This window comes from Moorena sp. SIO4G3, assembly GCF_010692305.1.
Classification (GTDB): domain Bacteria; phylum Cyanobacteriota; class Cyanobacteriia; order Cyanobacteriales; family Coleofasciculaceae; genus Moorena; species Moorena producens_A.
In genome coordinates this window covers 1-3,247 of sequence record NZ_JAAHIG010000034.1, presented here as the reverse complement: position 1 = coordinate 3,247, position 3,247 = coordinate 1, and the positions used below count along the sequence as shown (strand labels likewise).

Sequence of the window (3,247 nt, the reverse complement as noted above, 5' to 3'; positions counted from 1 at the left end):
TTCAGGGTTTAAAGGAACTGGCCGAATTATTAGCTTCCCAGGAACAGCTAGATTTAGCAAACCCTAATCTGGTTAGTGCCTCTGATCCCATGTTGCACTCAAACCTAGTAGATCGGGAGGACTTGGACCACAAGGGAGATCAAGTACTATTTACACATGCAACTCCCGATCAACTGATTGATGACTATGGGAGTGGTGAGGAAATCAGTGATCCGAGTCCCGAAAGCTTGCAGAGGTTTCCCTTGGGTGCGGATACTGATATTGCACCACCTCCTGCCTCCAAAGCTCCGTCAACCCAACCTCTATCTAAAAAACCGACTCTGGGCAGGAATGAAGTAGTCTTACCAAAGCATTCGAGTAATATTCAGGGTTTAAAAGAACTTGCCGAATTATTACCTTCCCAAGAACAGCTAGATTTAGCAAACCCTAATCTGGTTAGTGCCTCTGATCCCACGTTGCACTCAAACGTAGTAGATCCGGAGGACAAGCAGGACAACGGAGATCAAGTACTATTTACGAACGCAACTCCCGATCAACTGATTGATGACTATGGAAGTGGTGAGGAAATCGGCATTGCTGAATCTTCCCATGAATATCAGTGGGGTGGGGATCCTGGCTGGCCGAAAAGATCAGAAACGGGCAAGATGCCCATTCCACAAGGCAAGATGCCCATTCCACCTCACTCTTCACATCATGCCATGATTAAGCAACCCCAGGAAATCAGTGGTGCGAGTCCCGAAAGCTTACAGAGGTTTCCCTTGGGTGCAGATATTGATATTACCCCACCCCAGGCTCTTCAAACTTCCAGTGACCCATCAGCCATCAGCGATCAGCGATCACCCATCACCCATCACCCATCACCCATCAGCCATCAGCGATCAGCCATCAGCGATCAGCCATCACCCATCACCCATTACCCATCACCCATTACCCATTACCCATCACCCATTACCCATTACCCATTACCCATTACCCATTACCCATTACCCATTACCCATCACCCATTACCCATTACCCATTCTTCCGATCCCAGCAAGCTAGAAACAGAGGTTGAAACAGAGATGATCAGCCGCAACGGTACACCAGAAATGGACTTAGATGAGATTATGGACGCGATCGCTCGCAAAGTCAGTCGCGAATACCGTAGATTTTATGGGAGTTAATCATGGCTATTGAGTTAGGAGGAATTAAGCTAAACCGGGTGCATCGGCTGGTCACCCTAGAGCAAGCGAATTTGATCTCCCATCGTGTTCCTGGTATGGCAGGAAACCTTGTGCAGGACTTGGGACGGGATTCAGTATTCTTAGGGATTAGTGGTATCTTTTACGGTTCTCAAGCAAGTAAGGACTTGGAGCAACTGCGACAAATTTACAAACAGCGGAAACCTGTGGATTTTATTGCCGAAATTGTTGGCAGAAGCTACTTTGGCCAGGTTATTGTGGAACGATTTGAGGTGTTTCAATTAGCTAGGGAGCCAGAGCAGTTCAGCTATACTTTGACCATTGCTGAGTATACTGATCCTCCTAGTAGTCAAGGGGGTGCAGCTGTTGCTAAGGTAGACAAGTCGATTCAGGTTAAGGCCAAGAATCTGATGGATGTTGCCACTCTTCCTGATGCTCTACAACTGGGTACTATTCCGGAAATTACTAACCCATTTCAACCGTTAAAAGGAGCTTTAGAACCCGTACAGGAAGCCACAAAAGATTTAGATAAAGTGACAGAAGGATTAAAAGCTATTTTTGGTATTTAAGTTGCAGTTTTTAGCTTTTAACCGGCTTCTACACACAAGATTCAGTTAATCAGACTCAAGATTATGGCACTCTCTATTGTTGAGCAATTCAAAGACATTAATCCTAAGGTAGCATTTGCTGATGCTCAAAATCAATGTACTCAAGCGCAAAGTACTGTTGCTCAAATTGGTGAAAATGGTCTTCCTGATATAGCTAACTATCAGAAAGAAATAGAAGAGCAGCTTCCTCCGATTGATTTTACAAATGTAAAGAATATAATTTCCCAGGTACCTTTATCTGCTGGGGAACTAAAAGTAGAATTATCAGTAAAAATCGACCAACTCACAGAACTTAACGTCGAAAGCCTTACCGCAGCCATTCCCTTACCGAAGGCAGCTGATTTCGGAGATTTGACTATTGCTAATGAAATTAAAAATACTATTGGCTCTTTAACTCAAGACTTGACAGGTAGCTTCAGTATCGGAGAATTGCCCACAGGCACACCAACTATCTTTGGGGAATTTGAAGAATTTGTCACCAAGGCAGGAATGTTACCTGTTCGCACCTTGGATGTTTTGTTCAAATTACTAAAAAAATTCCTCGATAAATTGTCCAATCCAGAGCAATTACTTGGTGACGTTGGTTCACAAGCCCTCACCGAAATTTTTAAGGAGCAGATTAACTCCTTAGCAGAACAACTTCCTTCAAAGGCTCTTAGCCGCATTCAAACCAATATTAATCGGCGAAGTGAATTAATAGCAGAGTATAAACAACTGTTGAAGTCACTAAAAGACCCTACTTCCCTAAAAAAAGAGCAATTTAAAGAACTGAGAAAAAGAACTAGAGCGATTGCTAGAGAATTTGAGAGCCTTGATGCTAGCACAGATACAGCTCTGGCAAATTTACAAAACTTTAATATCACAACTTTCCAAACTGCTTTAGAAGAATTAATTAGTAGTGCAGGAGGTGGTGCTACTACAGGAGGTTTAGTTCCTTTTTTTAATAAAATCAAGACTTATATTGAGACTCTGACAGCTAAAGTTAAAACTATTACCGATAAACTCAGGGAGTTTGCCCAGAAAATACCACAGGTGATTGAACAAGCAATTAATAAGGTGGAGGAGATTGCTACTAAAGTCACCCAAGCTATTACCGACAAAATTCAGCAGGGATAAGAGCTGTTAAATAAAGTCAAAAGCTATCTTGAAGAAATTATTCAAAAAATTAAAAAATTTATTGAAAATACTTGTAATAAATCCCAAGAATTAGTTAAGCCCTTTAAAAAAGGATGTAATCAAGCCTCCACAACTATTGTTGGTAAAGTTGATGAATTTTCTGAAGAAATAGAAAAGCAAACTAAAAAAATAGAAGATTCAATTAACGACGTTAACACTCAAATTGAAACCCAGCTAAACCGAGAGCAGTTAGAACAAAAAATCAATCAGCTGTTTGACAAAGTTACTGACATTTTGGACAGTCCTCAGATTACTAATGCCCTAGAACAAGCTGAACAGGGA

The 3,247-nt window shown here is 41.8% G+C and carries 3 protein-coding genes; all 3 read left to right on the top strand.

Annotated features, from left to right (window positions below; all coding sequences use genetic code 11):
• Nucleotides 1-1,163: hypothetical protein (locus F6J99_RS08830; protein ID WP_293112601.1), on the top strand; the 1,163-nt coding region annotated here is incomplete at its 5' end.
• 2 nt (nucleotides 1,164-1,165) lie between these two features.
• Entirely contained in the window at nucleotides 1,166-1,750 is a 585-nt protein-coding gene (locus tag F6J99_RS08825) for a DNA circularization N-terminal domain-containing protein (RefSeq protein ID WP_293112600.1), read from the top strand.
• A 63-nt stretch (nucleotides 1,751-1,813) separates the two neighbouring features.
• On the top strand, nucleotides 1,814-2,905 hold the full coding sequence (locus F6J99_RS08820) for a hypothetical protein (RefSeq protein WP_293112599.1): 1,092 nt from the start codon (nucleotides 1,814-1,816) through the stop codon (nucleotides 2,903-2,905).
• The last annotated feature ends 342 nt before the right edge of the window (nucleotides 2,906-3,247 follow it).

What these genes read in the sequence shown, in the direction of transcription:
- F6J99_RS08820 (WP_293112599.1), top strand. Translation starts at nt 1,814, where the DNA reads ATGGCACTCTCTATTGTTGAGCAATTCAAAGACATTAATCCTAAGGTA.
- F6J99_RS08825 (WP_293112600.1), top strand. Translation starts at nt 1,166, where the DNA reads ATGGCTATTGAGTTAGGAGGAATTAAGCTAAACCGGGTGCATCGGCTG.